The following is a 25,083-nucleotide window of genomic DNA, read 5'->3' as shown; positions in this document are numbered from 1 at the left end:
TCATAGTCGAAATGTTCGGCTTGGGAGCCCCCCCAAGGCATTGTTTGCTAGTCAATCGCGTTGTGTTTCATGCCTTGGTTGGCTGAAAGCCCCGATCTACGGGGCTTTCAGGCGAAATATCAGCTGTTAAAAAAAGCCGTAAAAGCTGCGTAATTTGTGAGAAATGGCAGTTTTCATGGCGATTTCTGGTCCTTCAGCCGGTCTGGCAGGGTGTAAAAATTACTTTTTCTTCACGACTTTGCAGGACGAAATAGCCGTCACAGCTTTGGTCTTGAGCGCAGGATCTGCGTTCTGGTTGGTCATGAGTTCCTTGATTTCGGCACTGCTCAATTCGGCATTGATTTTGTCCGCGCCACATTCACAGTGGTCTTTGGCGGTTTTGGCATCAACACTTTGCTGGGCGGCTGCGCTGCAATCCTTGATGAAGCTGTCCCGCGCACCGGCAGGCCAGTTCGACGGGGCTGCGGCGTGCGCACCCAGAGACATGAGGGTCAGGGATGCAGCAAGGGCGAAAGTCGAGGTAAAACGCATAATCAAATGCTCCTGGAGTCGTGGACGAACGGCGATTCTCGGTGTGTTTGAGGGCTGCCGTACAGTTCAAGTTCACTTTTGCCCTTAAAAGCCGGGAATTTTCGTTTCGTGAAGCGGCTTCGGCGCCATGACCGTTCATCTGTGCTAGCATCTTTCGCTTGGCTATTTTCCGGCGCGCCCTATGCCGCCTTGCCAAGGTCTTTTTTGTTTAACTCCAGTCACTCTGGTTCGATTATCGGTTGGCCGAAAGGCTCCTGCCGCTGTAAGGCAGGCGTTCATCACTGAACGGCCTGGTATTGGATCTTGTACTGGCTCATCCCAACCCACGTGACCTTTGGTAGGGGTCACCACTAGGAGAGGAGGCGCCATGCCAACTATTACTCTTCCCGACGGCAGTCAACGTTCATTCGATCATTCGGTTTCCGTAGCCGAGGTCGCCGCATCCATTGGTGCCGGCCTGGCCAAGGCCACCGTGGCCGGCAAGGTCGACGGCAAGCTGGTCGACGCCAGCGACCTGATCACCGGCGATGCCAGCCTGCAAATCATCACGCCCAAGGATCAAGAGGGGCTGGAGATCATTCGCCACTCTTGCGCGCACCTGATTGGCCATGCGGTCAAGCAGCTGTACCCAACCGCGAAGATGGTCATCGGCCCGGTCATCGACGAAGGCTTCTATTACGACATCGCCTACGAGCGTCCTTTCACCCCGGACGACCTGGCGGCTATCGAGCAGCGCATGCACGCGCTGATCGAAAAAGATTACGACGTCATCAAGAAAGTCACTCCGCGTGCCGAAGTGATCGACGTGTTCACTGCCCGCGGCGAAGACTACAAGCTGCGCCTGGTGGAAGACATGCCGGACGAGCAGGCCATGGGCCTGTATTACCACGAAGAATATGTCGACATGTGCCGTGGCCCGCATGTGCCGAACACACGCTTCCTCAAGTCGTTCAAGCTGACCAAGCTGTCCGGTGCCTACTGGCGCGGTGACGCGAAGAACGAACAACTGCAGCGGATCTACGGCACTGCCTGGGCTGACAAGAAGCAGCTGGCGGCCTACATCCAGCGCATCGAAGAAGCCGAAAAACGCGACCATCGCAAGATCGGCAAGCGCCTGAACCTGTTCCACCTCCAGGAAGAAGCGCCGGGCATGGTGTTCTGGCACCCGAACGGCTGGACCCTGTACCAGGTGCTCGAGCAGTACATGCGCAAGGTTCAGCGCGACAACGGCTACCTGGAGATCAAGACGCCGCAAGTCGTTGACCGCAGCCTGTGGGAGAAATCCGGGCACTGGGCCAACTACGCCGACAACATGTTTACCACCCAGTCGGAAAACCGCGATTACGCCATCAAGCCGATGAACTGCCCGTGCCACGTACAGGTGTTCAACCAGGGCCTGAAGAGCTACCGCGAGTTGCCGATGCGCCTGGCCGAGTTCGGTGCCTGCCACCGTAACGAGCCATCGGGTGCACTGCACGGCATCATGCGCGTGCGCGGCTTCACTCAGGATGACGCCCACATCTTCTGCACCGAAGAGCAGATGCAAGCTGAATCCGCTGCATTCATCAAGCTGACCATGGACGTGTACCGCGATTTCGGTTTCACCGAAGTCGAGATGAAGCTGTCCACTCGTCCGGAAAAACGCGTCGGTTCCGACGAGCTGTGGGACCGAGCCGAAGCTGCACTGGCCGCAGCGCTGGACAGTGCGGGGCTTGCGTACGACTTGCAGCCGGGCGAGGGCGCGTTCTACGGTCCGAAGATCGAGTTCTCGCTGAAAGATTGCCTTGGTCGCGTCTGGCAGTGTGGTACCCTGCAGCTCGATTTTAACCTGCCGATCCGTCTGGGAGCCGAATACGTCTCCGAAGACAACAGCCGTAAACACCCGGTTATGCTGCACCGGGCGATCCTCGGCTCGTTCGAACGGTTCGTCGGGATCCTGATCGAGCACTACGAGGGTGCATTCCCTGCGTGGCTGGCTCCGACCCAGGCAGTGATCATGAATATCACTGATAAACAGGCAGATTTTGCCGCTGAAGTTGAAAAAACTCTCAATGAAAGCGGATTTCGTGCCAAGTCCGACTTGAGAAATGAAAAGATCGGCTTTAAAATCCGCGAGCATACTTTGCTCAAGGTTCCCTATCTTTTGGTTATCGGAGATCGGGAAGTCGAGATGCAGACTGTCGCTGTGCGTACTCGTGAAGGTGCTGACCTGGGCTCGATGCCCGTCGCCCAGTTCGCTGAGTTCCTCGCGCAAGCGGTTTCCCGGCGTGGTCGCCCAGATTCGGAGTAATTATTATTAAGCGTGAAATGAGACAAGATAAACGAGCTGCACCGAAAGCCCCGATCAACGAGAATATCTCGGCACGCGAGGTTCGGTTAATTGGCGCTGACGGCGAGCAGATTGGCATCGTCTCGATTGATGAAGCGCTTCGTATTGCTGAAGAGTCCAAATTGGACCTGGTGGAAATCTCCGCCGACGCAATCCCACCCGTTTGCCGGGTGATGGACTACGGCAAGTCGATCTTCGAGAAGAAGAAGCAGATTGCCGCGGCGAAGAAGAACCAGAAGCAGATTCAAGTAAAAGAAATCAAGTTTCGTCCAGGGACGGAGGAAGGGGATTACCAGGTAAAACTGCGCAACCTGGTACGTTTCCTGAGTGATGGGGACAGGGCCAAGGTATCCTTGCGATTCCGCGGCCGTGAGATGGCCCACCAGGAGCTGGGGATGGAACTCCTCAAGCGGGTTGAAGCTGACCTGCTCGAGTACGGTTCGGTCGAACAGCATCCTAAGATGGAAGGACGCCAGCTTATTATGGTCATCGCCCCGAAAAAGAAGAAGTAATCAATAGGGCACGGCAGGCCTTCTGATTATGTTTATCAACTGAATGCGGAGTACCGAACATGCCAAAGATGAAAACTAAAAGTGGTGCTGCTAAGCGGTTTCTGAAAACTGCTAACGGTATCAAGCACAAGCACGCTTTCAAGAGCCACATCCTGACTAAAATGTCGACCAAGCGTAAGCGTCAACTGCGCGGTAGCAGCTTGCTGCATCCGTCTGACGTGGCAAAAGTCGAGCGCATGCTGCGCCTTCGTTAATTTTAGTCAAGAATAGAGGAAGTAACTCATGGCTCGTGTAAAGCGTGGCGTCATGGCGCGTAAGCGCCACAAGAAAATTCTGAAACTTGCTAAAGGCTACTACGGCGCGCGTTCACGCGTATTCCGTGTTGCCAAGCAAGCGGTTATCAAGGCTGGCCAATACGCCTACCGTGACCGTCGTCAGAAAAAACGTCAGTTCCGCGCTCTGTGGATCGCTCGTATCAACGCTGGTGCACGTGTTAACGGTCTGTCCTACAGCCGTTTCATCGCTGGCCTGAAAAAAGCGTCCATCGAGATCGACCGTAAGGTTCTGGCTGATCTGGCAGTGAACGAAAAAGCGGCGTTTGCTGCGATTGTCGAGAAAGCTAAAGCCACCTTGGCTTAAGTATCCCCGACAGTCACCCTGGGTCGTTTCCGCGGCCCACGGTGTTAAACGTCTTAAATAGGGGAAGAGCCTTCAAGCTCTTCCCCTATTTTGTATCTGGAGTCTGTACATGGAAAACCTGGATGCGCTGGTCTCTCAAGCACTAGAGGCTGTGCAAAGCGCAGAAGATATCAATGCCCTGGAGCAAATCCGGGTTCACTACCTTGGCAAAAAGGGTGAATTGACTCAGGTGATGAAGACCCTGGGGAATTTGCCGGCTGAAGAGCGTCCGCAAGTCGGTGCGCTGATCAACGTGGCCAAGGAGCGTGTTACAGAGGTTCTCAATGCGCGCAAGGCGTCGCTCGAGGAGGCTGATCTTGCGGCCAAGCTCGCCGCCGAATCCATTGACGTGACCCTGCCTGGCCGTGGCCAGACCTCGGGCGGCCTGCATCCGATTACCCGGACTCTGGAACGTATCGAGCAGTTCTTCACCCACATCGGCTACGGCATTGCCGAAGGCCCTGAGGTTGAAGACGACTATCACAACTTCGAGGCGCTCAACATCCCAGGCCACCACCCGGCCCGGTCGATGCATGACACCTTCTATTTCAACGCGAACATGCTGCTGCGCACCCATACCTCGCCGGTACAGGTCCGCACCATGGAATCGCAGAAGCCGCCGATCCGCATCGTCTGCCCAGGCCGTGTGTATCGCAGCGACTCCGATATCACCCACTCGCCGATGTTCCACCAGGTCGAAGGCCTGCTGGTTGATCGCGACATCAACTTCGCCGACCTCAAAGGCACCATCGAAGAATTCCTGCGGGTGTTCTTCGAGAAGGAGCTGGCGGTACGTTTCCGTCCTTCATTCTTCCCGTTCACCGAGCCATCCGCTGAAGTCGATATGGAATGCGTGATGTGCAGCGGTAAAGGCTGCCGCGTCTGCAAACAGACCGGCTGGCTGGAAGTGATGGGTTGCGGCATGGTTCACCCCAACGTGCTGCGCATGTCCGGGATCGACCCGGAAGAATTCTCGGGCTTTGCCTTCGGCATGGGCGTTGAGCGTCTGGCCATGCTGCGTTACGGCGTGAACGACTTGCGTCTGTTCTTCGACAACGACTTGCGGTTCCTCGCGCAATTTCGCTAGTCGTAACGGATCTTTAGGAGAGCAGGATGAAATTCAGTGAACAATGGCTGCGTGGCTGGGTAAGCCCGCAGGTAAGTCGCGACGAGCTGGTTGCTCGTCTGTCGATGGCCGGCCTTGAGGTCGATAGCGTTACGCCGGCCGCCGGTGTTTTCAGTGGTGTGGTTGTGGGTGAGGTGCTGAGCACCGAGCAACACCCGGACGCTGACAAGTTGCGTGTGTGCCAGGTCAGCAACGGCGCGGAAACCTTCCAGGTCGTGTGCGGAGCGCCAAACGTGCGCCCGGGCCTGAAAATCCCGTTCGCCATGATCGGTGCCGAGCTGCCAGGCGACTTCAAGATCAAGAAGGCCAAGCTGCGTGGCGTTGAGTCCAACGGCATGCTGTGCTCCCAGGCGGAACTGCAGGTCGGTGAAGGCAACGATGGCCTGATGGAACTGCCGGCCGATGCGCCAGTGGGCCAGGACATCCGTGTCTATCTGGAACTGGAAGATGCCAGCATCGAGGTCGACCTGACCCCGAACCGTGGCGACTGCCTGTCGCTGGCGGGCCTGGCGCGTGAAGTCGGCGCACTGTACGCCGCGAACGTGACCCGCCCGGTGGTTGCAGCGGTACCTGCCGTGCACGACGAAGTGCGTTCGATCGAAGTGCTCGCCCCCAATGCCTGCCCACGTTACCTGGGTCGCGTGATCCGTAACGTCGACCTGTCCAAGCCAACCCCGCTGTGGATGGTTGAGCGCCTGCGCCGTTCCGAAGTGCGCAGCATCGACGCTGCCGTCGACATCACCAACTACGTGATGCTGGAACTGGGCCAACCGCTGCACGCCTTCGATCTCGCCGAAATCAACGGCGGCATCCGCGTGCGCATGGCCGAGGAAGGCGAGAAGCTGGTACTGCTCGACGGCCAGGAAGTCAGCCTGCGTGCCGACACCCTGGTGATCGCTGACCATTCCCGCGCCCTGGCGATTGCCGGCGTGATGGGGGGGGAGCACAGTGGCGTGTCCGCAACCACTCGCGACATCTTTCTCGAAAGCGCTTTCTTCGATCAGATCGCCATCGCTGGCAAGGCCCGTTCCTACGGCCTGCACACCGACGCCTCGCACCGCTACGAGCGTGGCGTGGACTGGCAGCTGGCCCGTGAAGCCATGGAGCGCGCCACTGGCCTGCTGCTGGAAATCACTGGCGGCGAAGCCGGCCCGATCATCGAAACCGTCAGCGAACAGCACCTGCCGTCGGTTGCACCGATCATCCTGCGCGCCAAGGCCGTTGAGCAAATGCTCGGCCTGGTGATCGAGCCGGTTGAAATCGAGCGCCTGCTGTCGGCACTCGGCCTCGGCATCTCGGCCGGTGAAGCAGGGCAGTGGCACGTAGAAGTGCCAAGCCATCGCTTCGATATCAGCCTGGAAGTCGACCTGATCGAAGAACTGGCCCGCCTGTACGGCTACAACCGCCTGCCGGTTCGTTACCCGCAAGCGCGCCTGGCGCCGCAGCCGAAAGCCGAAGCCCGTGCACACCTGCCGGAACTGCGTCGCCTGCTGGTTGCCCGTGGTTATCAGGAAGCGGTGACCTACAGCTTCATCGATCCAAAGCAATTCGAACTGTTCAACCCGGGTGTCGAGCCGCTATTGCTGGCTAACCCGATCTCCAACGACATGGCCGCCATGCGCTCGTCGCTGTGGCCGGGTCTGGTTAAGGCGCTGTCCCACAACCTGAACCGTCAGCAAGACCGCGTGCGCATGTTCGAAAGCGGGCTGCGTTTTGTCGGTCAGCTGGATGGCCTGAAGCAAGAGCCGATGCTGGCTGGTGTGGTTTGCGGCAGCCGTCTGCCGGAAGGCTGGGCACAAGGTCGCGACACCGTCGACTTCTTCGACGTCAAGGCCGATGTGGAAGCGGTGCTGGGCTTTGCCGGTGCGCTGGATGCCTTCACTTTCACCCCTGGCAAACACCCGGCGTTGCACCCGGGCCAGACTGCCCGTATCGAACGTGAAGGTCGCCTGGTGGGCTTCGTTGGCGCGATTCACCCGGAACTGTCGAAAACCTTGGGGCTGGACCGTCCAGTCTTCGTTTTTGAGCTAGTCTTGGCTGAAGTGGCCTCGGGCAAAATGCCTAAATTCAGCGAGTTGTCGCGTTTCCCTGAAGTACGACGTGATCTGGCGCTGATTGCCGATCAAGGTGTTGCGGCCAGTGCTGTTCTGGACGTAATCCGTGAAAATGCAGGGGAATGGCTGACAGACCTCAGGCTATTTGACGTCTATCAGGGTAAAGGCATTGATCCGCATAGAAAAAGCCTTGCAGTTGGCTTGACCTGGCAGCATCCATCGCGCACTCTTAATGACGATGAGGTGAATACGACGACGCAAAATATCCTCACCTCGCTCGAACAAAGGTTGAACGCCACGTTAAGGAAGTGACGTATGGGGGCTTTGACGAAAGCTGAGATGGCGGAACGTCTGTATGAAGAGCTGGGCCTGAACAAGCGCGAGGCCAAGGAATTGGTCGAGCTGTTCTTTGAAGAAATCAGGCACGCACTTGAAGACAACGAACAGGTCAAATTGTCCGGTTTCGGCAATTTTGACCTGCGGGACAAACGCCAGCGGCCTGGCCGCAATCCAAAAACGGGAGAAGAAATCCCGATCACGGCTCGCCGTGTGGTCACCTTTCGTCCAGGGCAGAAGTTGAAGGCCCGAGTTGAGGCTTATGCTGGAACCAAGTCATAACGACGAACTGCCCGTCATCCCAGGCAAACGCTACTTCACCATTGGTGAAGTCAGCGAGCTCTGTGCGGTAAAGCCGCACGTGCTGCGCTATTGGGAGCAGGAGTTTCCTCAACTCAACCCCGTCAAACGCACCGGGAACCGTCGGTATTATCAGCGCCAGGATGTGCTGATGATCCGACAGATCCGTGCGTTGCTGTACGACCAGGGATTCACCATCAGCGGCGCGCGCCAGCGTATGTCCGGTGATGAAGCCAAAGACGACACCACCCAATACAAGCAAATGATCCGCCAGATGATCTCCGAACTCGAAGATGTGCTGGTGGTTTTGAAGAAGTAATTCCGGCTTTTAAAATACTTCCACATTTCAAAAGCTTGCGGTATATTCCTGATCGCTTCGTTGCGAAGCGAACCCAGTAACACGCCTAGTCGGGGCGTAGCGCAGTCCGGTAGCGCACTAGCATGGGGTGCTAGGGGTCGAGTGTTCGAATCACTCCGTCCCGACCAAATAACTCCAGAAAATCCAGTCACTTAGCAGTGACTGGATTTTTTTATGCCTGACCGATTTATCATGGTTAGCAATTTTGCCCCACTTTTTGCCCCACCGATTTTCATCTGTCCGCCGCTCAAGAATATAACGTCTTCAGAATCTCGGACGCCGTGAAATCAAACCTAGAGCGAAATGCAGTCGCTCGATGCAGAACGGCAACGAGCCGCCAGCACGTTTTAAGGGAGGCAATTCCGACGGTTCGAATCCGTACGCTTCCGCCACTAATTCTCATTAAAGCCCTGATTTTTCGTGGTTTTTTTGTATGAGTGTATTTGGTCCCTTATCTGGTCCCGCATTTTTAGTTTGGCATCCTCGGGCGTCTTTGCATTGTGGTGGGAGTGTTGGATTCATGAAGGCCCGCTGACTTATGTCAGGAAGGGGCGTTCAGGTTTCACTCACGCCAGTTACGGCCTTCAGCTACAAGCCAAATTCCGGCGCCACTTCTACTCCCAGGTACGCTGCTCAAGCTTGAGCCTCGGGCAAAGCTCCATGCGAGGGCGATCGCACGGTAAACGATTTTCTCGTCAAAGTGTGCGTAGACACTTGCAAGTGCGACGCTGTGCCACATCCTTTCACATTGCCAGGCGACGGGCACCAGGCACCGGGTTCAGGATAGTGAAGGGCTTCATTTTACTGGCTTTGAGGCAGACCGATGACGCACTTAGGTCGGCCCTTCGTTGGTCAAAAATGCTTGGGTCGTCCGCGAAAAAGGGGTGGCTCCTCAGGATAGCCTCGATGCAGCCTGAGCTAACCCGCGCTTGCGATGAGGGAATGCTTGAGGAAATCGGCGAAGATCCCGCTATCTCCAAGCTGGCACCGGAACTGCTCGACGGGGCGGTACAGCCATGCGGTGTGGGATTCTTTGTTTGGTCGACCGTCCTGGCCTACAACGCAGAGAAGCTTAAAACTGCCCCACAAGGGTGGGCCGATTTTTGGGATGTTGAAAAGATTCCAGGGAAGCGTGGTCTGCGTAAGGGGGCGAAATACACCTTGGAATTCGCTTTGATGGCTGATGGGGTGGAGCCCAAGGACGTGTACTCGGTTCTGGAGAGTAAAGCGGGGCAAGATCGAGCGTTTGCCAAGCTGGATAAGCTGAAACCCTACATTCAGTGGTGGGAGGCGGGCGCTCAGCCACCTCAATATCTCGCCTCTGGCGATGTCGTCATGAGCTCTGCCTACAATGGCCGCATCGCAGCGGTGCAGAAGGAAAGCAATCTTCGCATTGTGTGGAATGGCGGGATCTACGACATGGACGCATTTACTATTCCTAAAGGTGCCAAAAACCGTGAAGAGGGCCTGCGCTTCATCCAGTCGGTTCTTCAACCTGAGGCTCAGAAGGCCTATGCCCATCAGATCGCCTACGGCCCAGTAAACCGTGCAGCTGTGCCGATGGTGGATGCGATTCGTCGAAGCAATATGCCTACGGATGAAGCGAACTTGGCGCGCCAGGTAGCCATCAGCGCTTCTTTTTGGGCGGATCATGGAGATCAGCTGGAGCAGCGTTTTAACTCTTGGGCTGCAAAGCAGTAAACTGTCCAGCAGCAGGGCGGCTGCTTTCAGTCGCCCATCTAGCATCTAGTTGAGTGGCAGTGACGTTTTCCCTCTACGGCGGGTACTTAGATACAGTCTGCAAAAGAGTCTGTCACAGACGTATGAATCCATCCCTGGATACGGCTTCAGCGGAAAATATATCTCGCTAAGCTCGGCAGGAGAACATTTGTACTACTAGCGGTGAAGAGCGTTATGAAAGACACAAGCTAGGCTGCCGATGATCGCTTTCCTTTTTTCTCGCGAGAGGAGCTCGAGCAGCAATGCCTGTTGCTTGAGAACGAGCTGGCGTGATGGGCGAGGAGTTGACGGCCTCTCGCGAAAAGATCGCCACCTTGGTTCTGATGTGGACGGGCGCTAAAGCGGAGCTGCAGCAGTGGAATCAGAATTGACTCAGGCGACGTACGAGCTTCAAGTAAATAACGTGGCTCACTGAGCATCCAGCACCTTCAACTATCCTGTTTTAACTGCTGCTTCAGCTTGGCTATGAGGCGCGGCCTGCGGCTTCGATTAGATCGCGGTGATTAGCAACAGCGCCACAGCCTCTGCAGGTGATCAAAGACTTGCGGTCTAATGCGTTGAACAAGATGCTTCCCATCTCATTTCAAGCTGCGCAGGGTGAGGATCATGGTTCCGACTCGTTGGAATTTCCGCAGGTGGTGCCCTCGCTCCTGCGGCGGCGTTCAATTGAGTCATGATTGGCCCTGAGCGTTCAGTTTGAAAAAAACAAAGCAGGAAGCGTGATGGTCGGCAATGGGATTTAGCCTTGTTGTGAGATAAGCTCGAACTTCAGATCCTTCAAGGAAGACTATGAAAAAATTCATTGCTGTCATTGGGATGTGCTTGATGCTGGGTGCTTGCGCCACCTCCTATGACACCGCAGATCGTGACTTTCCTTCGGCGAGCGTGGCGAGCATCACCAAGAACAAGACAACAACTTCCGAGCTGAAAGCGCTTTTCGGTAAGCCTTACACGAAGAGTGCCGTAAGTGAGACCGACGAGAAGTGGATCTATACCTTCACGAATGGTTCTGCCATGCTCAGAGTTTCGTGGTAACAATGAAGGTCACCACCACCGGCACGCAGAAGACGCTCGATGTCTTGATCCGCTATGATGTAGTCATCAACTACACATTCAGCGAAGGCCCTGCTCCTTGCAGTAGTACAGCCACTTATTGATGGGGGCACCTGATTGGACAGAACGCATGCCTATGTTGATGAGTCAGGTAACTCTGACCTATTCTACCGATCTTTACGTGTCATCGAAAGTGTATAGTCAGAAGGATATAAAAACTCCGTTGGGGACGTGATTTTTCACACGCTTATGTTTGGATACACGAACCCCTCTCACACGTTCTTCACATTCCAGGCTCCGTTTGATATGGCTCTTCCTACAGGCTCCTAGGATAGAGATTGCATAGCCAATACTGGACAAAATCATTTAGGTTTCCTTCCGAACTGGCAGGTAACTTGGTTCTACACTCAAAAAAATCGAGATATCGACCTAACTAACTGCCGAAATTTACACCAAATAAAAAACTGACTATCAATCAGGTACAGTTTTGAGCGGTGAGTTTCTGCTGGGATATTCTCTGAGCGACAAGTAGCAGCTGGGTGTACAAGGCTTTTACTCCAAGTAAGTCTCGGATGATAAGCTTGATGGCGATAAGTATCTTGATGGTTTTCGAGGTGAGAGCGCAGCCATTTACCCACATATTCGTTATAGTATTTCGCCAGCGGTCGCTGTGATCGCGAAGTATCAGCATGAGTTCGCGGTCGAAAATCGCTCAAAAGGTGATAGGTTTTGATTACAGTTTGCATTCCCTTTTTGAACGCAGTTTAAAACTGTCACTGCATCCTCCGATGCTAACCGGCGCTCACAAGGTCAGCCCCGCTTTTCATTCTAAACCACCTGATGTTCCTCCATTTTCGAGATACACTGCAGGGGTGGAGCGTTAAGCGACCTCGAGCCGTCTCGCCATCGTCCGTACTGTATGGTTCGGCCTCCCACCTGACCTCCTCAAAATTATAATTTTGGTCAATCAAATGTCTAAGTCTAGAACCGACAAATCTGAGCGTAAAGCCCCCATCCGCACAAGACTCATGGATGCCGCATTGAGTCTGATTGAAAATGATATTGATTGTAAATTGACTATCGATGAGACAGTGAAGGTAGCGGGTGTATCAAGAGGCAGTTTCTACACTTATTTTGAAAGTGTTGAAGAACTACTTCATGAGCTTAGCCATGAACTGAGCGATGAAATGGTGCAAGATATATTACCAATGTATGGTGTTCTCTTGGAACCTTGGCAACGAATTTCAGTGGGATACAGGTTGTTTATGGTGCGTGCCTTCATGGATCCGGCGTGGGCGACCTTTGTAACGCGTCATGAAGCGTGGGGGCGAAACACATTAGTTTCAAATTATGTCTCCAGGGACATACAGGAAGGTGTATCGAAAGGTATCTTCAACGTCATGTCAATCCCAGCTGGTACCGATTTTTTAATGGGGGCTTCAGCCAGGGCAGTTGATTGTATTAGACGAGGCGTTCAGCTTCCTGGCCTATATATGGAGACTCAGGTTCAGATGATCATCGGCAGTATGGGCTGCCCGCGGGAAGTATGTGAATTAGCTTCTGAATTTTCTTTGACTTACCTTAAGTTGTGGGCCAAGGGAGATCTTGTTGGCAAGCCTTCAAAGCCGAATTGGGCGAAAAATATACATTCCTCCCTAGGAAAAGCTTTTCTTAGGTTCGGAGATTCATCTGACTGCTGAGCGGCGTAAGCACGTGCTCATGGATTTGGTCAATGGAAATGATCGAGTGCATGGATGCTCTGGTTGCCTAGAGCTCTGAGGTTTGCGGATAGCTTTTGACAAAATGTCAATTTTTGCGAATTTTAGCTCTATAAAACATGCAGTTAGCTAAAGATCTGCTGATTTGCAGTCGAATGATTGCCTCTTTATCTTGGGTTTCTAAGACGGATCGCTAGATCGGCCCGGCTGACGAAGAGCTTGCTTACGGTTGGAGACATTCGAAGCAACGCCCCATAAAGTCCAAGAATAATAAAGAGAGAACTACCATGCTCAGCAATGCAACTAAACTTCGTGAAATTTCCCCAGCTGAAGCTGGTTCCCTGCCCCTCCTCAAGGAGCGCCTTGTTGCACTCCAAAGCACCTTGTCAAAAAATGCCGTTGAGTCTGAACAAAATCGCCGAGCGCATGAAGAAAACATCCAAGCAATCGCCGAAGCCGGCGCCTTCAAGCTGATGGTACCGAAGCGTTTCGGCGGGATGGAGTCGACCATTCGTGCTCACCTGGAAGTTACAGGCATCCTCGCAGAGGGTTGTGGTGGCACTGCATGGGTGACAGCGCTGACAAACGTGTGTGCTTGGCTGTCCGGGCTGTACTGTGAGCAGGCACAGAATGATGTGTTTGGCCAGAACCCTGAGGCCCGCGTAGCAGGTGTTTTTGCGCCGTCCTCCACTACACTGCGCGTTTCTGGCGGGCTGCGTGTCAGCGGTAAATGGTACTCCTCGTCTGGCATTCTCCATGCTCACTGGGCAATGGTCGGTGTGCTTGAGCTGAACGAGCAGAAACAGGTCGTCGGTCACTATATGGCCCTCATCCCCAAGGACGATTTCTCAATTGACGATACCTGGTTCACCTCCGGAATGAGGGCTTCAGGGAGCAACTGCATCGTCGCTTCGGACGTGTTCGTTCCTGATCACCGACTTCTGAACATGCGTGCAGCCCTCTCCAGCGACTATGCAACCGAATTTTCCTCCGAAACTGCCTATCAGAAACCTCTGATGCCTATCGCCGCCCTTATCTTGGTGGGTGCGCAATTAGGGTTAGGTCGTGCCGCTTTGAAACACGTGCTTGGCAAAGCCCATCAACGCGGGATCGCCTATACAAACTATGGCCGCCAATCGGACTCGGTCATTTTCCAGGCCCAAGTAGCTGATGCTGCCATTAAGCTCCACACCGCTGAGTTGCTTGCCCTGAGTGCTGCCGATGAGATCGACGCCTGTGGCGCAGATCTGCGAAAAATGGAGTACGTCGACCGGGCGCGTATCCGGGCCATCACAGGCGAGGTAGCCAAGACCGTGACGGACGCTATCGACATCCTAGTTTCCGCCCACGGCGCCGGCACCTTCGCCGAATCGAATCCTCTTCAGCGCTATTGGCGCGATGCCAACGCCGCAGCACGGCACGCTATTGTCCTGCCCGCCGTAGGCAAAGAAGTGTTTGGCGAGGCTCTGCTGGGTCTTGAAAGCAAGGTCACCAATCTTGTCTGAGGAGGGCGACGTCATGCATTTGGCAAAAGTGGATGTATCAAAAGCAGCTCCGGCGACTATCGACGGCATGCTCATGCGCAAAGCGATGGGCACGTTCGCGACCGGTGTAACCGTAGTGACGTTTTTCGCAGAAGGTGAACCAGCTGGTATGACCGCCAATGCGTTCATGTCAGTGTCGCTTGATCCGGCGCTGGTAGTAGTCTCAGTACGCAAGCAGTCACGCTTCAACGAGTGGGTGAAGAAAGGGGTTAGCTACGGTGTAAACATTTTGGTCGAAGACCAGCTGCACCTGAGCTCCCACTTTGGTGGCAAGCAGAACCCTGAACTCGTGCTCCCGTTTGATGTTGACCGTGAAGTGCCACTGCTCACCGGCAGTATGACGCACGTGATTGCCCGAACCAGGGACGTCCATGATGCAGGTGATCACTTCCTGTATGTGGGTGAGGTTCAGTACCTCCACACCAACCCGGATAAGCAGCCCTTGCTGTTCTTTAGCGGCGCCTATGGAAAGCTACATGCTCCCAAGTTGGACTGATCCTTTCAATAAGTCGAAACACTGAGGCACCAAGCCGACTTGTGTCGGCTTGGTTGGGCCTTGTTCGGCTCACTGACCTTGAACTGCCGCGCGAGATGGTTGGGCGAGGCCACTGTCGGTTTTTCACCGTACAAGTTACAAATATTGGCTTAGTGTCGCTGCTGAATCGAAACTACTGCGGTAAAGGACTGGTGTGGCTCGATAGCCGGCTGAGATTGCAAACCAGTCCACCCAACCAGGGCGTGCTTGATGAAACTCACTGATCAACTGGCTGACCCGGGTAACTTTCATGCCGAGCAGCTCACGCAGTCGAGCATTGCCAAGGCGTCCACCCCAAAAGCAAGAAGGTGTTGAGTAGCTCAGTGCGAGCGCGGGGTTCTTTGATCGTCGTTGATCGCCCCTCACAAGCGCATTCGGATCATGGCAGTGCTTACAAAAAATGTAGCTTGCACAAAGTGAAACGCAAGAAGCTCAAGGCGTCGGAGTCTGGAGCGAAAGAAAGGGGTTATTTGGACGAGGCGGCAGACCAAGGAGATTCACGTCACGCAGGAGGTAGCCGTTGAGGGATGTGGTTTTCCGCGGGCCTCGTACAGTGCAAGTCCAAATGTTCTGGCTATTGGGCTTTCTCAGATGAGCATCCAGCTTTTCAAATTGACGTTGGATTCGTCGCCAGGCGTCGCTTTGAGGGGCTGCTTCGGCTGACTCGGGGTGTTCGGCGACGTAATGTTGGAAAATTCCAGGGGTGACCAGGAAAAAAGTGCCGTTTACGATATGGACCTTGGCCTTGCTGTCGTTGACCACCAAGCGATGATTGAGAACTTCTTGGCGTAGCCATTCGATGAAGGCCACCCCCTGGGTATCCTTGGATGGCGCAGTGGTGGATTGCAGGCTTCCCGCGCTTGGTCCAGTGTCGACCTCGCTCGGTTCTTGCAACATGTCCATCAAATCGTTGAGGTAGTCAAAATCCTGGTTCGGGTGCTCGGGTTCGGGCTGTTCTTCTTCCGGCCTTGGTTGCAGTCGATCCAAAGCCGACTCGCAGGTTTCACCGGCCGGCAGAGGATGTTCCACCATCGGCTCAACCGTTCCGTTAAAGCAGGCTGGCCGGGGTTCATCTGCCCAAATCATGCTAGGTTGCAGGCGGAGAAAGGTAAAGCGATGTTGCCAGTCATCTTCTGTTACGTTGGCACTCCATACCGCTTTGCCCTCCGGTGTCGTGTCCACTAATCCGTGTGATTGCAGTTCATCGAACAAGGCGATATTGGAGGAGGGGATACCATCCACCGATTGAGCCAGCAGGTAGGCACGCAGTTTGTCGGTTGCGGTTTTGCTGACCAACCACAGGTGTTCCTCGGTGAGCCAGCCGGCCGCGCCGGGCTGGTTGAGCTTGAATTCGTTTTTGAGCAGGTGGCGCAGCCCCGTCAACAGGTGATGCTGCAGCGAGTGCTTGGGTGCTTGCAGTGCCTTCATCGGGTTGGCGCCGATGTTTTGCGCCGTGGACACCCGGTCTGCTTGCAACACCAACTCTCCGAGGGTGCCGGCATGCTCGTAGTGGTCGGCCAGCAAGTTGAGCAGATGTCCCCACAAGGTCGGGTAGCTGCTGAGCCAATCGAGTAGGGCGGGCGTCAGGATCTGCGTATACAGCAGCCCAGCGGCGGCACCGTGTAGTTTGTAGTCCCGGTCGGTATTGTAACGGAAGCGATAAGGCTGCTTCAGGGGGCCGTGCCACGGGTGCCAGCGTTCACCATTCTGATATTCCACCTGGAGATCGACGGCAATTTTTCCCACATCATGGAGCAGGGCGCCGTAGGCAATGGCGGCGCTCCAGGCATCAGCCTGCGCGGCCTGGTCTTCCGGTGCGGCACCACTGGGAAGCAGGTAGGACTGGCGCAGCTTCAGGCTGCACGCTACCAGCTCCAAGCCATGGTCGAGCATGCCGCCTGGATAGGCATGGTGATGGCTCTCACTGGCCGGTAGTTGCTGTACATAGGTGGCGTAGCGACGAATCGGTTCGAGGTAGAGTTGTTCGAACTGTAGCGGGGAGAGAGCCGTGTATTGCCAGATGCGCTCGAGCAGCCTTTTTCGGTGGCTGGCAGCGAGCAGTGATTCCGCCGACAGTGGTTGATGAAAACCCACGGCGGCGGGGATGGTCTCTTCGGGAAGGCCTTTTTGCGGTTTGAACCACCAGCGTTTCATCACAGTACCTGCCTTGCGTTCAAAAGATCCTTTTGCCTTTTCGGGTAAGCCTCTTACCCTTGTGCCCCCTTCCATTGACACCTTTACCCTTTACCGCCTTGGCCTTTTTCGTGAGTGCGCTATTCCGAAGTCTGGCGCATCGGGTTAGCCGGCCGATCGGCATAGCCGACCCTTTCGAGTGGGGGTAGACTGCCCGGCATCGTTTTTCTGAGCTGGGGCGCTGATGACGCTGAGTGATGCTGTACTGATCGTGCTGCTGGCGGACCGAATTCATGGCACAGATGCTGCCATTCGGTCTGCCGCCAAGCGCTGTGCGCAAAAGGGCCGCGCGGCCAGCGCCACATCTTGTTCAAGATCTGCAGCAGCTCGGCGCCTCGCGAAGTGGTGGCGCATCTCTGTCAGAACTTGGCAGACTGATCTGTCACAGAGTTTTGCAATTAATTAGCATGAAATGACTCTTAGATTGGGAATTAATACTCGGATATTGAGTGTGTCTCAGTTAGTATTCATTCACGTGTCTCATCCCTAAGAAAAATTTCTCATGTCCAAACTTGCCGAATTCAAAGCACTGGAAGCGCAACTGGCCGCGCAACTTCAACAGCTGGATGCGATGAAAAACGATTCCGGCCTGAAGCAGGAAATCGAGTTTGAACAGAAGCTGAAAGCCTTGCTGGAAGAATACGGCATGAGCCTGCGCCAGGTGATCACTATCCTGGATCCGTCCAAGGGCGTGAGCGTGAGTGCCGCAAGCGTGTCGAGCGGCGCTCAGCGCAAGCCGCGCGAAGTCAAGCGCTACAAGAACCCGCACAGCGGCGAGGTCGTGGAAACCAAGGGTGGCAATCACAAGATCCTTAAGCAGTGGAAGCAGGAACACGGCTCGGATGCCGTCGAGAGCTGGCTGGAGTAATCGACCCCGTATTAGCGGTCGATACCGGCCCTGTAGGAAAAACAAAGGCCCCAAATCGGGGCCTTTTTGCTGGTTGAGGGAAATCACGCCGTGAGTCGCTCCGGCGCTTCTGTGCTGCGATCGGCCTGTAGGGCTAGCAGGAACTCCGAGGCCTCACGGGCCAGGCCACTGGCGCGGAAAATCGCACGCTTGTCTTCCTTGAGGATCTTCAGCCAGGAGGCCAGGTATTCCTCGTGGCGCAACTCTCCCTGTGTGGCGGTCAGCGCGCAGAGAAACGCTGCACCCATTTCCGCGACCAGTTCCTCGAAGGCATAGGCTGCGGAGCCGAACCCGTGCCCGCCGGTGATGCCATCGCGGTTCAGGCGCGATCGATGACCCGACCAGTGAGTCAGCTCATGCAGGGCCGTCGCGTAGTAGCTGCCGACGTCCTCAAATTGAGCCTTGGTGGGCAGCTGGATGCGATCGCGCAGCGGCTGATAGAACGCGCTGTCGCCATAGCAATGCTCGATCTGCGCGCCGCTGGCTAGCAGCAACTGCTCGGCCGGGGCATGGTCGATAAATGCGAGCGGCTCGGTGTGCTCAGTGGGTCCAGGCTCCTCGTCAGGCATGCCTTCGGTCTGCTCGATGTTGAACAGGCAGTGCGTGCGCAAAAGGGCGAACTGCACCATCTTGATATTGCCCTGTTCATCGCGAACGACTTGGCCGTCCTCGTCGTGCGCCTCCTTGCTCATCGGTTTGTACAGCACCGCGAGGGTGGATTGCTCGCCCTTGCGTACATGGCCACCAGCTTTGCGTGACTGGTTGAAGGTCAGCCAGCGATCCTGGGTGAAACCTCGCAGGCGCGCCTCGGCCCACAGCAGTGGAATGTTGATGCCGGCGTAGGGGCGTCTGGTGATGGCGTTGATTGGAAAAGGGGAGTCAGCATTTGAACCGGTGGTGGTCCAGGGTTTGATCCAGGGGATCACGCCTTGGCTCAAGGCGCTGACGATCTTGTTGGTGACATCCAGATAGACATCTGACATGGCGTTCTCCGGGCGTGTAGGGGGAACGCTGCCCAGCCGGGAAGGGTTCCCGGTGGGGTAGTCAGGCAGTAGCGGTGCTGCGGGGTTAGAGGGCGGCGACATCTACTACGATCTCTCCGGGTAGCCGGATAAGCAGAAAAGCCGGGCCCCTGTGTGGCGTGATGCGAGCCAGCTGAAGCTGCGGCAGGTGAGCAGATACTGAAGTGCCGTCGTGGCGCAAGCGGTCGAGTTGCAGCTCGATGGGACAGTGTGAAGCACGCGGTGCCGAAGTCAGCACGCTGTTGAGCAGGTCTGCCAAGCGCAGGCCTGACTGTCCAATCGGTTCCTCGCCTGTGGCAGGTTCAATGAACTGCTGCCAAACGCCTGGGCTCAGCACCACCGCATCGGAAAAGCGCTTCACCCTGGACATTGGGACCTCCGCGTAGCTGATCCCGCGACGCCTCATTTGAGGTTTGCGCATGGATCTGCTCAATCCGAGCAAGGCATTGAGCAGGGGACGTCCATGTATTAAACCGCGCTTGGCCGTGAGGTCAATCTCCGATCCCTACCTCCAATGGAGGTCTCTATCCAGGGTGTTCCAGGGGAGACTTTCGGCCTTGGATTCCTGACAAACGGCGCTCTTCAATTGACTGAAACATGATGCGAGAGGCGTCCAGAGAGGCACGGTTAAGGTGCCGCTCTGGATGCGCGTGGAGCTCGCTTGTGCGTTCAAGATTTGCCAGCGGGGTCAACCTCGGCGGCCAGGTACAGGTGGGTGGGGGTGGCCTCCACCACTAGCGATCCCCCAGTACCGCGAAGGCTGGCGAGGACAGGATCATCGATGTCGAAGTACTCGGCAAAATCATCGCCGCCGAATTCATCGCGGGCGCGATTCCACCAGGTGTCGAAGTCGTCGACGTTGGGGTTGCAGCCGGTGGCATAGGCCACGCGTTTGCGGCCACCGCCATCCGGTTTGCTTTCGCCGATTTCGGACATGAGGTAAACACCGTGGTCCTTCACCAATATCAGTCTGCAACCATTGATACCGGCCTCGGCCAACACAGCGTGAAGTTCAGTGCCTGTGAAACGCAGCATGATGAGATCCTCCAGAGGGTGCGGAGGAACGCCATCCCGTGTGGGAGAGTTCCCAGCACTGGAATGGATGTGAGTAGGGTGCGACGACGACGCAGGTTCAGTGAACCCGGGGGATTAGAAAGCGTTCATCACCAGGGAACGGTGACCATGCGAGCTGCCGAACGCGAATCGCATTTCGGGGTAACCATCACATGTGTGACGTAGCCTTAAAGGTTATGGCTACCTGGGGTGCTGGAAAACCAGCGATTGCACTTACTCAATACCAAGCAGGATGGCTGCGGTCAACGGCAGGAACCGTGCACAATCAGGCTGCGAGTCCACAACGTTCCAAGGCGATGTTTCAGCCTGCTGCTGAACGATGAGCGGTGCTGTTCGTAGTTCGGAAAGGAGTAGACTTTAATCTTGGATCCAACGGGCTGTTCGCCTGTGGAGGTGCAAGATGACAAGTCAAATCCGTCCTTCATTTTCGGGCCGCCTGGGTTCTAGCCTGGGCAGAGCTTGGCGAAATTTGGTCTCCAAGCTATCTGACTCTCGTCGTCTGGCTCAAAGTCCACGTAGACAATTCTTTGTGACTGCAGCTAGCAAATTGCTCTGTTTGTTTGGTCTTGCTGCTGTAGCTCTTGGTTTTGCTTTGCTGATTATCACCAACCTGGCAGTTGCGCTGCTTCGTAGCTGGTGGGAGAACGGCGAACCTGTGGCGAGTCGAGACGAATCAGTTCCAGACTCTCTGGGGGCTGACCTCTATATTGGAAATTACGATAGCAATGGCCATTACATAGGTGACTTTAAGTCACCTGATTGATTTCTTGCCGGCACTCGTCAATTGCGCTGTGCCTTTGCTTGCGGCGTCGGTCGCATTTTTGCCTCCACTTGCCAACATGCTCTGGATCCCGTTACCCACGGCATAGCCTGCCCAGCTCATAGTGCCCACGAACAAAGCCGGCAAGACAATGAACATCGCGCCCATGACGTATTCGATCACCTGAGCCGTAACTGTCCCATCCATGAATCCTGCTGTCGGCAACGACAACAGCGCCTGATCTGTGGCCGATACCTGGTTGTACAGCGTTTCGAGCATGCTCGAGTCGATCCAGCGCGCGAGTTCCCACCAGAACGTCAGCATGTGCAGGGTGAACAGCGCGAATGTGATCGGCATGAGCGCCTTGAGCTGGTAGGTGCTGATCAGCAGCACCAGCGGCAGGCTGATGATCGTGCCCATGATCAGAAAGGCCTGGACCATCGGCAACGCCGCGCGCAGCGCATTCATCGCCGGGAAGTTACTGAACGAGCCCAGTGCGAGGCCGGTGTTGGTGGCCAGGTTGTTAAGCCCTTGCGTCAGCGAACCACCCCGCGCGCTACTGCCGTAGTCCTGGAATACCTGCCCAGGCGCCATGCTCAATGACTGCTGCCGTGGGCTCACCAGCTCGCGCAAGGTGGCGTCTTCGACCTCCGTAGAGGTGCGCCCCGTCAGCCAGCCCCGTAGCTGCGATAGCAGTGATGGATCAACCTCGGCCACCAAGCGATCGCGCAGTCCGATCGTGCCATCGCTCCACCACTGCTTGCAGGTGGGGTAGCCGGCGCCGTTGTCGAGCTGGGGTAGGGAGGTGTCCCGAGTTTCGTCGTACGGCCAATCGACTCTAGGCATTCGCGAGCGATCAGTATCGTAATAACCCGGAGTATTGAGTAGGTAGGTCGAGCCAATCCAGGACGCGTCGTAGCTCTGCGACTCGTCCAGATCGGGGCGATTGCTGAACAGCCGCGAGCGCGAAAAACCGTAGCAGTCCCGGGTGAAGTCGGCGACTTCCTGTAGCAGCACTTGATCGTTGATCCGCGAACTGTCGATCTCCATGCGCATCGCCCGGATGTCGGGCGTGCATGGAATTGCTGCGGTGGCAGCGGCGGTGATGCCTTTGCTCATGGCATGCACGAGGAACCACCATACTGGCACGTTCGCTGACTTCTCGCCGATGGTATTGAAGGTCGTACCCCAGGCCGTGTCGGCGGGCCTAGCCATGGACACGCCACAGCGCTGGCTCGCGGCATCGTCAAAAGTCACGGAGGACAGGTTCAGCGGAAAGAATGGCATGCACCCAAACAGAATGACCACGTAGCTCATCCACAGCCGGTTCTCGACGCGAGGGATCGACAGCAGGCCCTTGTTGCCTTCGTCAGCACCCTGTTGGCGGGCCGATAGCCACTCCTGCAGGATGATCGCACCGAAAGGGGCGGCGAACAGCCCGGTGTCCGCCAGCGTGTTCCAGATGCCGTTGTTGATGATCCAGGCCAGCAGCGACAGGTAGTACTCAAGGTAGCTGTTGGTGCTCATGTTCATGGCTGCACCTCACACGCGAGCCAGTTCGACCAGGATGATCGAGCTGAAGCCAATCAATCCCAGGCGCTTTAGCCGTTGCTGGTCCACAGACGCAGGCCGCATGCGTAATGCAGCGGCCCAACCGGTGAAGATCAGGATGTACAGCAGGACGCGCCACCACGTGAAGTAGGCGACAGTTGCCCGCGCTGGTTCGAGCCAATCCAGGTGGTTGGCGGGCAGTTGCAGAGCCATCCAGGCAATCAGCAACATGGCCAGCATGGCGCCGAGGATCAGCAGCACGTGGGCGATCATCGACCTCACAGAAATCGGCATCATGGCGTGCTCCCTCCCTGTTCAGCCCGACGCAGTCGATCCGGTAGTGGGTCGCGCTGATCAATGCTGCGTGAGGCGTCGGCGCCTCCGGCGTGGCGATCGAGGACCAGGCTGGCGGTATTTGTGGCCAGCGACTGGCGTACCTGCAGCTCGGTTTGCAGCAGGCGGATCTCCCGTTCCAAGGTTTCGACGTTGCTGTTGAGGGCGGTGGTGGCGGGCTGGGCCGATGCCACGTTCGGTTCGTGGCTGCCGGCGAACAGCGTGCGCTGTAGCAGCATCGCCTTGTAGATCACGCTGGACAGCGCGGTCTCACTGGCCAGGCGCCGGGCCAGCAAGTTTTGGTCGGGGTCATCGCGCAGCCCCTCGATGACGCCGCGGGAGACCTGTAACAAGGGGCTGGAGACCTTGCTGAGGTTCTCTGGGGTAGGCTGGTCGGCGCCCGAGACCATGCGCTGCAGGCCTTCCAGGTGTTCCGTGTAGGTTTCCTGTATCAGCGGCGACAGGCCCGTACCGGCGGTGACGCGCAGCGTCTCGCAGTCATCGCACGTTTCCACCTCGGTTTCACCGAGCACTCGTGTGGCCCAGCCCGAGGCTTCCTCGGGACTCGACCAGGCTTGGCAGATAGCGCCATTCTGGCAAGCCGAACCGAGGGCGGAGGTGTCCTCGACGGCCCGGTTGTGCAGCAGGTTGTAGCCGGCCTTGACCACGTCCGAGGTCACCCGGATGGGCTGCTGGCCGTTGCCGCCGGCTTTCTCCCCGCCGACCCAGCTAACGCCGTTGTTGCCGTTGTTCGATTCGGTGTCCTTCACCGCCATTACGGCATCGCCGCCGGACTGTTCGAGGTTGTGCTGCATTTCCTGATTCTGAGCCAGTGCGCCCCAGCCGGCCTGGTCGACCTTGTCGGCCATTTTCGCGGCCATTGCCTGGCAGGTGAGTTTGGAACGATCGAAGTCGATGCGCCCCTGCAGCACGCCATTGCTCAGCAGCTCATACAGCCCGGGGTTGGCGCGCTGGATGATCATTGCCGGCAGCGACATGACCGCCTGTGTGGCGTTCTGGATGACATTGCCCATGATCTGCTGGAAGCCCTGGGTGGCGCCATTGAGCTGGTTCTGCAGGGTGTTCGAGAGGTTCATGTTTCCGCACATCATGTTGGCGCGCCACGACATGCCCACGCCGAGGCCATTGGGGCGGTAGAGCGAGGAGGGCGCACCGGCTGCAGAACCGCCACCGATGGTGTACATCACGCGGTCATCCAGGACTGGCGCCTGGTCACCGAGGTGGTAGCCGTTCTCTGCGGTATGGCCTGCGGCACACATGAGGAAGCACACCAGTCCGAGCGCGAGATTGTTCATCATTGGCCTCCATCAAAGTCGATGCTGAACAGAAACGTCTGACCCATACGCTGGCAGCAGCGATAGGGCCTCCACAGCGACCAGGCATAGGCGCCGTCGGCGCTCTGGATCGTTGGGCTAGGGAAGATGGCGCAGGTGTTCTGGATCACCGGGACCAGCAACTGCCAGCGGTGGTTGTTGACGTTGTTCTCCATCACCGGCTGGGGTGGCCAGTAGCCGGGAGCCGGCATCGGCTGCAGCGGTAGATAAACGTGCGGCTGGCCGGCGCGGGTGATGAAATCGCTGGCGCGCTGGGCCATCACGGCAGCTGCCTTGAAATCATCGGGCTGCACCAGAAAACCGTGTCGCGGATACACGCTGCCCCACATGTCCCCAAGTGCCTGGTTGCCGATCTCACGCATTCCCGGGACCAGTGCCTGCGGGAAGACGGATTCGGGAACGGCCTGGCGCCACGCCAGCGGGTCGAGTGTGCTGAGGTAGTAGGGCGCAAAGGGCACGGCTCCGCTTGGGCAGGCATAGCCGAATGTATGCGCCAAGGCCGTCAGGGCTGCCCCGCCGGGATGGCCAATGCCGTCGACATTCTTGAACCGGAGCAGGTTATCGCGCTGCGGCGAAGGCGTGATCAGGTTGCCACCCCCTTGCGACGCCGGCGTCGGCGTCGACAGCGCCGACATCTCGCTCCAGGGATTGCTGCCGGTGTCGGCATAGCTCGATACGACCAGCTCGGGAATGAAGTGACGGATCTTCGGTGAGGTTCGCACCGTGCAGCTGAAGGGCGTACAAAGCAGCCAGTAGCAGATGCCGACGACTCGGTACTCCAGGCACTGCATCGATCCGACGGAGGCGATGATGGTAGGCGTGGTCAATGCCAGACACTGCTCGGCGGCCACCAGCAGAGCAGCGGCGGTGAAGGCACGGCCACGGCGAGCGTTTCTGGATTTCGGCGCTTTGCTTCGGGTGAAGGCGGTGACGTTCATGGGCAACGCTCGGCAGGTGGCAGCGGTGTGCATCCGTGCGCCAAGTTTCAGCATCCCGGATCCGGTGCTGGAGGAGGGCGGACAAACCGAGTCCGGGGTGATCGGTTTCGTCGGGCGCTCGATTTAGCGGCGCGAG

23 protein-coding genes, 1 tRNA gene and 4 pseudogenes are annotated in these 25,083 nt (G+C 56.7%); 19 read left to right on the top strand and 9 right to left on the bottom strand.

What is annotated here, in order from left to right:
* Nucleotides 1-219: 219 nt before the first annotated feature.
* A complete protein-coding gene (locus HX807_RS23060) occupies nt 220-534 on the bottom strand; it encodes a hypothetical protein (protein WP_080673250.1) in 315 nt (104 codons plus the stop codon).
* Between the two features lie 364 nt (nt 535-898).
* Between HX807_RS23060 and thrS the strand changes: the two genes are divergently transcribed.
* From thrS to HX807_RS22985, 15 genes and pseudogenes are all read left to right on the top strand, one after another.
* Nucleotides 899-2,821 carry a threonine--tRNA ligase gene (thrS, locus tag HX807_RS23055; protein WP_003219944.1) on the top strand — a complete coding sequence of 641 codons (1,923 nt, stop codon included), beginning with the start codon at nt 899-901 and terminating at the stop codon, nt 2,819-2,821.
* The gene (gene infC, locus HX807_RS23050) at nt 2,821-3,372 is read left to right on the top strand and encodes a translation initiation factor IF-3 (protein ID WP_169875357.1); all 552 of its coding nucleotides are present in this window, start codon (nt 2,821-2,823) and stop codon (nt 3,370-3,372) included. The genes thrS and infC overlap by 1 nt, the downstream gene beginning before the upstream one ends.
* A gap of 59 nt (nt 3,373-3,431) precedes the next feature.
* The gene (gene rpmI / locus HX807_RS23045) at nt 3,432-3,626 is read left to right on the top strand and encodes a 50S ribosomal protein L35 (RefSeq protein WP_002553160.1); all 195 of its coding nucleotides are present in this window, start codon (nt 3,432-3,434) and stop codon (nt 3,624-3,626) included.
* A gap of 28 nt (nt 3,627-3,654) precedes the next feature.
* Nucleotides 3,655-4,011 (top strand): 50S ribosomal protein L20, encoded by a 357-nt coding sequence (gene rplT / locus HX807_RS23040; protein WP_003219940.1) that lies wholly within the window; start codon nt 3,655-3,657, stop codon nt 4,009-4,011.
* A 109-nt stretch (nt 4,012-4,120) separates the two neighbouring features.
* A complete protein-coding gene (gene pheS, locus HX807_RS23035; protein WP_003219939.1) occupies nt 4,121-5,137 on the top strand; it encodes a phenylalanine--tRNA ligase subunit alpha in 1,017 nt (338 codons plus the stop codon).
* Between the two features lie 26 nt (nt 5,138-5,163).
* On the top strand, nt 5,164-7,542 hold the full coding sequence (gene pheT / locus HX807_RS23030; protein ID WP_008438687.1) for a phenylalanine--tRNA ligase subunit beta: 2,379 nt from the start codon (nt 5,164-5,166) through the stop codon (nt 7,540-7,542).
* A 3-nt stretch (nt 7,543-7,545) separates the two neighbouring features.
* The gene (gene ihfA / locus HX807_RS23025) at nt 7,546-7,848 is read left to right on the top strand and encodes an integration host factor subunit alpha (protein ID WP_002553164.1); all 303 of its coding nucleotides are present in this window, start codon (nt 7,546-7,548) and stop codon (nt 7,846-7,848) included.
* Nucleotides 7,829-8,185, top strand: coding sequence for a MerR family transcriptional regulator (locus HX807_RS23020; protein WP_003219935.1), 357 nt, complete (start codon nt 7,829-7,831; stop codon nt 8,183-8,185). Before ihfA ends, HX807_RS23020 begins: the two co-directional genes overlap by 20 nt.
* 90 nt (nt 8,186-8,275) lie before the next feature.
* Nucleotides 8,276-8,352: transfer RNA gene (locus HX807_RS23015), tRNA-Pro, on the top strand.
* A gap of 784 nt (nt 8,353-9,136) precedes the next feature.
* Nucleotides 9,137-9,925, top strand: a pseudogene (locus HX807_RS23010) (extracellular solute-binding protein); the annotation flags it as partial.
* Between the two features lie 828 nt (nt 9,926-10,753).
* Nucleotides 10,754-11,121, top strand: a pseudogene (locus HX807_RS23005) (hypothetical protein).
* 476 nt (nt 11,122-11,597) lie between these two features.
* Nucleotides 11,598-11,750: pseudogene (locus HX807_RS32030) on the top strand (transporter); the annotation flags it as partial.
* A 307-nt stretch (nt 11,751-12,057) separates the two neighbouring features.
* A complete protein-coding gene (locus HX807_RS22995; protein WP_177051255.1) occupies nt 12,058-12,717 on the top strand; it encodes a TetR/AcrR family transcriptional regulator in 660 nt (219 codons plus the stop codon).
* Nucleotides 12,718-13,022: 305 nt separating this feature from the next.
* The gene (locus HX807_RS22990; RefSeq protein ID WP_177051253.1) at nt 13,023-14,240 is read left to right on the top strand and encodes an acyl-CoA dehydrogenase family protein; all 1,218 of its coding nucleotides are present in this window, start codon (nt 13,023-13,025) and stop codon (nt 14,238-14,240) included.
* 13 nt (nt 14,241-14,253) lie between these two features.
* The gene (locus HX807_RS22985) at nt 14,254-14,775 is read left to right on the top strand and encodes a flavin reductase family protein (RefSeq protein WP_177051251.1); all 522 of its coding nucleotides are present in this window, start codon (nt 14,254-14,256) and stop codon (nt 14,773-14,775) included.
* Between the two features lie 471 nt (nt 14,776-15,246).
* On the opposite strand, the gene mobH is transcribed toward HX807_RS22985, so the two are convergent.
* A complete protein-coding gene (gene mobH, locus HX807_RS22980; protein ID WP_177051249.1) occupies nt 15,247-16,968 on the bottom strand; it encodes a MobH family relaxase in 1,722 nt (573 codons plus the stop codon).
* Between the two features lie 223 nt (nt 16,969-17,191).
* On the opposite strand from mobH, the pseudogene HX807_RS31780 reads away from it, so the two are divergent.
* Nucleotides 17,192-17,385 (top strand): annotated as a pseudogene (locus HX807_RS31780) (hypothetical protein).
* A 124-nt stretch (nt 17,386-17,509) separates the two neighbouring features.
* A complete protein-coding gene (locus tag HX807_RS22975) occupies nt 17,510-17,875 on the top strand; it encodes a histone-like nucleoid-structuring protein, MvaT/MvaU family (protein WP_177051239.1) in 366 nt (121 codons plus the stop codon).
* Nucleotides 17,876-17,958: 83 nt separating this feature from the next.
* Here the strand turns inward: HX807_RS22975 and HX807_RS22970 are convergent, their stop codons facing one another.
* From HX807_RS22970 to HX807_RS22960, 3 genes are all read right to left on the bottom strand, one after another.
* Nucleotides 17,959-18,897, bottom strand: a complete 939-nt coding sequence (locus HX807_RS22970; protein ID WP_177051237.1) for an ArdC family protein — start codon at nt 18,895-18,897, stop codon at nt 17,959-17,961.
* 85 nt (nt 18,898-18,982) lie between these two features.
* Entirely contained in the window at nt 18,983-19,306 is a 324-nt protein-coding gene (locus tag HX807_RS22965) for a hypothetical protein (protein ID WP_256346972.1), read from the bottom strand.
* A gap of 299 nt (nt 19,307-19,605) precedes the next feature.
* Entirely contained in the window at nt 19,606-19,971 is a 366-nt protein-coding gene (locus HX807_RS22960; RefSeq protein ID WP_177051235.1) for a DUF3085 domain-containing protein, read from the bottom strand.
* 439 nt (nt 19,972-20,410) lie between these two features.
* On the opposite strand from HX807_RS22960, the gene HX807_RS22955 reads away from it, so the two are divergent.
* A complete protein-coding gene (locus HX807_RS22955; RefSeq protein WP_177051233.1) occupies nt 20,411-20,773 on the top strand; it encodes a hypothetical protein in 363 nt (120 codons plus the stop codon).
* Here HX807_RS22955 and HX807_RS22950 read toward each other — a convergent pair.
* Genes HX807_RS22950 through HX807_RS22935 form a run of 4 tightly spaced genes read right to left on the bottom strand, consistent with a single transcriptional unit; the run spans nt 20,762 to nt 24,947 of the window.
* Entirely contained in the window at nt 20,762-22,303 is a 1,542-nt protein-coding gene (locus tag HX807_RS22950; protein WP_177051231.1) for a conjugal transfer protein TraG N-terminal domain-containing protein, read from the bottom strand. The genes HX807_RS22955 and HX807_RS22950 overlap by 12 nt on opposite strands.
* A gap of 9 nt (nt 22,304-22,312) precedes the next feature.
* Nucleotides 22,313-22,618, bottom strand: coding sequence for a hypothetical protein (locus HX807_RS22945; protein ID WP_177051229.1), 306 nt, complete (start codon nt 22,616-22,618; stop codon nt 22,313-22,315).
* Nucleotides 22,615-23,970, bottom strand: coding sequence for an integrating conjugative element protein (locus tag HX807_RS22940; RefSeq protein WP_177051227.1), 1,356 nt, complete (start codon nt 23,968-23,970; stop codon nt 22,615-22,617). The genes HX807_RS22945 and HX807_RS22940 overlap by 4 nt, the downstream gene beginning before the upstream one ends.
* Nucleotides 23,970-24,947: a TIGR03756 family integrating conjugative element protein gene (locus tag HX807_RS22935; RefSeq protein WP_177051225.1), complete on the bottom strand. Its 978-nt coding sequence runs from the start codon at nt 24,945-24,947 to the stop codon at nt 23,970-23,972. The genes HX807_RS22940 and HX807_RS22935 overlap by 1 nt, the downstream gene beginning before the upstream one ends.
* Here HX807_RS22935 and HX807_RS31775 point away from each other — a divergent pair.
* Nucleotides 24,946-25,074 (top strand): hypothetical protein, encoded by a 129-nt coding sequence (locus HX807_RS31775; RefSeq protein WP_256127447.1) that lies wholly within the window; start codon nt 24,946-24,948, stop codon nt 25,072-25,074. The genes HX807_RS22935 and HX807_RS31775 overlap by 2 nt on opposite strands.
* Nucleotides 25,075-25,083 lie beyond the last annotated feature (9 nt).

The organism is Pseudomonas sp. D8002, assembly GCF_013385695.1.
Lineage (GTDB): Bacteria > Pseudomonadota > Gammaproteobacteria > Pseudomonadales > Pseudomonadaceae > Aquipseudomonas.
The sequence above is the reverse complement of the archived record's forward strand: the minus strand, read 5'-3'. Positions and strand labels throughout refer to the sequence as shown.

Coding starts and splice junctions, on each gene's coding strand:
- thrS (WP_003219944.1), top strand. CDS start 899: ATGCCAACTATTACTCTTCCCGACGGCAGTCAACGTTCATTCGATCAT.
- rpmI (WP_002553160.1), top strand. CDS start 3,432: ATGCCAAAGATGAAAACTAAAAGTGGTGCTGCTAAGCGGTTTCTGAAA.
- rplT (WP_003219940.1), top strand. CDS start 3,655: ATGGCTCGTGTAAAGCGTGGCGTCATGGCGCGTAAGCGCCACAAGAAA.
- pheS (WP_003219939.1), top strand. CDS start 4,121: ATGGAAAACCTGGATGCGCTGGTCTCTCAAGCACTAGAGGCTGTGCAA.
- pheT (WP_008438687.1), top strand. CDS start 5,164: ATGAAATTCAGTGAACAATGGCTGCGTGGCTGGGTAAGCCCGCAGGTA.
- ihfA (WP_002553164.1), top strand. CDS start 7,546: ATGGGGGCTTTGACGAAAGCTGAGATGGCGGAACGTCTGTATGAAGAG.
- HX807_RS23020 (WP_003219935.1), top strand. CDS start 7,829: ATGCTGGAACCAAGTCATAACGACGAACTGCCCGTCATCCCAGGCAAA.
- HX807_RS22990 (WP_177051253.1), top strand. CDS start 13,023: ATGCTCAGCAATGCAACTAAACTTCGTGAAATTTCCCCAGCTGAAGCT.
- HX807_RS22985 (WP_177051251.1), top strand. CDS start 14,254: ATGCATTTGGCAAAAGTGGATGTATCAAAAGCAGCTCCGGCGACTATC.
- mobH (WP_177051249.1), bottom strand. CDS start 16,968: ATGAAACGCTGGTGGTTCAAACCGCAAAAAGGCCTTCCCGAAGAGACC.
- HX807_RS22975 (WP_177051239.1), top strand. CDS start 17,510: ATGTCCAAACTTGCCGAATTCAAAGCACTGGAAGCGCAACTGGCCGCG.
- HX807_RS22970 (WP_177051237.1), bottom strand. CDS start 18,897: ATGTCAGATGTCTATCTGGATGTCACCAACAAGATCGTCAGCGCCTTG.
- HX807_RS22965 (WP_256346972.1), bottom strand. CDS start 19,306: ATGTCCAGGGTGAAGCGCTTTTCCGATGCGGTGGTGCTGAGCCCAGGC.
- HX807_RS22960 (WP_177051235.1), bottom strand. CDS start 19,971: ATGCTGCGTTTCACAGGCACTGAACTTCACGCTGTGTTGGCCGAGGCC.
- HX807_RS22955 (WP_177051233.1), top strand. CDS start 20,411: ATGACAAGTCAAATCCGTCCTTCATTTTCGGGCCGCCTGGGTTCTAGC.
- HX807_RS22950 (WP_177051231.1), bottom strand. CDS start 22,303: ATGAACATGAGCACCAACAGCTACCTTGAGTACTACCTGTCGCTGCTG.
- HX807_RS22945 (WP_177051229.1), bottom strand. CDS start 22,618: ATGATGCCGATTTCTGTGAGGTCGATGATCGCCCACGTGCTGCTGATC.
- HX807_RS22940 (WP_177051227.1), bottom strand. CDS start 23,970: ATGAACAATCTCGCGCTCGGACTGGTGTGCTTCCTCATGTGTGCCGCA.
- HX807_RS31775 (WP_256127447.1), top strand. CDS start 24,946: ATGGGCAACGCTCGGCAGGTGGCAGCGGTGTGCATCCGTGCGCCAAGT.
- HX807_RS22935 (WP_177051225.1), bottom strand. CDS start 24,947: ATGAACGTCACCGCCTTCACCCGAAGCAAAGCGCCGAAATCCAGAAAC.